This window comes from Butyrivibrio sp. LC3010, assembly GCF_000424385.1.
Classification (GTDB): Bacteria; Bacillota; Clostridia; order Lachnospirales; family Lachnospiraceae; genus Butyrivibrio.
In genome coordinates this window covers 1-1,771 of sequence record NZ_AUJU01000065.1, presented here as the reverse complement: position 1 = coordinate 1,771, position 1,771 = coordinate 1, and the positions used below count along the sequence as shown (strand labels likewise).

General features: G+C 46.8%; 2 protein-coding genes. Both read right to left on the bottom strand.

The window, feature by feature from the left end:
• Nucleotides 1-511, bottom strand: a 511-nt coding sequence (locus tag G622_RS25555; protein ID WP_155831571.1) for an ATP-binding protein, incomplete at its 3' end; no start/stop codon positions are given.
• Complete coding sequence (locus tag G622_RS0119805) at nucleotides 511-1,755, bottom strand: DDE-type integrase/transposase/recombinase (RefSeq protein ID WP_026512086.1); 1,245 nt, start codon at nucleotides 1,753-1,755, stop codon at nucleotides 511-513. The genes G622_RS25555 and G622_RS0119805, both read right to left, overlap by 1 nt.
• Nucleotides 1,756-1,771 lie beyond the last annotated feature (16 nt).

The following is a 1,771-nucleotide window of genomic DNA, read 5'->3' as shown; positions in this document are numbered from 1 at the left end:
CGAGTGTGGAATTAAGGTTCGGAAGTCCGGCAAGCAGAATGACTGCTCTGTCCCTGGAATCCATCTCAAAGTTAAAAAGAATCTTGAGATCGTTAAGGATGGCATTGTTGATATAGTTCGCTTCATCAATGATGATCACAGGCGTTTTCCTCTTTTCAACGGACAGGCGTGTGACTTCTTCCTGGATGATCTTGAAATTACTTGGTTTCTTGAATGCAGGCTGGGCGCCAAACTCTGAAACAAGATTTCTGTAGAAATCATTCGGGGTCAGGGTGGAAAGACTTGAATATATAACTTTATACAGCGAGGGATTCAGCGATGATGACCAGTGCCTTATGACAGTTGTCTTGCCTCTACCGGGACTTCCGGTGAGCAGGCCGAATCCTTTGGTCTTGGCCAGGTAGTCAAGGCGGAACAGGGCTTCCCTGTGTTCTGCGGTATCAACGATTATCTCCCTTGAGTTCTTGATAAATGGGTTAAACTCAAGCCCGTAGCGTGTAAAGTATTCCATCAGTCTTCTCCTCTGCAGATATGTACCTTGTCTCTCTTAACTTTGGAATTCTCCACTTTGTTTAGGAGACGGATTGGCGTAAGTGTTCCATCGGCTTCAACAATGTAAATTTCGTCAAGCCCTGGAGAATAGCGGAGCTTGATATGCTGCTTTGAAAAACGGCAGTCCACTTCGTATTCAACCTGGTCTATGGTGATGACATTATCAGCCGAGACTCTTCTTTCGATTTCGAGGAGGAAGGAGTGGTCTATCTCTTCATCGCTGAGGCGGTGGAAAAGATTTGGTTCTGAGAAGTATCTGTCCTGCGGTGATCTTCCGTTTAAGGAAGAATGTACGGTCTGATTGTACTTCTGCACATAGGCAAAGAGATTACCTCTGAGTTCATCGAGGGAATGGAAATCCCTGATGTCGAGGCCTGACATCCACTGATCTTTCATGGTGCGGAACCAGCGCTCGATCTTTGCTTTCTGTGTAGGCGTGTAAGGCTGGTCATAATGGATGACTGAGCCGATGCGGGCGGCAAGGAGTTCCATCTGCTTGTTCTTGTAGGAACTGCCATTGTCAAAGTTGAACATCTGTGGACGTCCATACTTTGCAACTGCTGATTTTATGACAGACATGAGGTTAACAAAGTTGTCATTGAAGAAAACATCTATGCCTACGATGAACCTGCTGGCATCATCGATGAGGGCAATGATGTAGACTTTATGCTTCTTGCCATCATCGGTCTTAAGATAGGGGCCAACGCTTGAATCTCCGCACCATACCTCGTTGATGTGTGGGCGCTCGTAACGTCGCATGTCAGGGTTTGTGGTGGTCTTCATTTCAAGTGAGAGCTGATTGACGTAGCGGTTGACTGTTGATTCTGAAACAGTGCCTACTTTTATGCTTCCGTTATCCTGAAGCTGTCTGTGGATAGATGCTGCGGACATGCGGGGGTAGTTGGTTTTGAGATATCTGATCTGTTCCTGAAGATCTGCATCCAGCTTTCGGGGCAGACCCTGATCCACACGGCCTGTAGGGATGAGAGCATCAAAACCGCCTTTCTTGTAGTTACGGTACCAGCGCTCAATGGTCTGTGGTGCAAAGTGCTTGACCGAGCCATCAGGAGCTAAAACTCCCTTGGCTGAGGCGTCATTAAAGAAAGCCGTAAGGGATGAGTAGTCTTCCCAGAGACCTGAAATGATTGGAGAGATAACAGAGTATCTCATAAGAGCAATGTTTTGTTGTTTTTCCTGATCCATGGCGGATCCTCCTTTC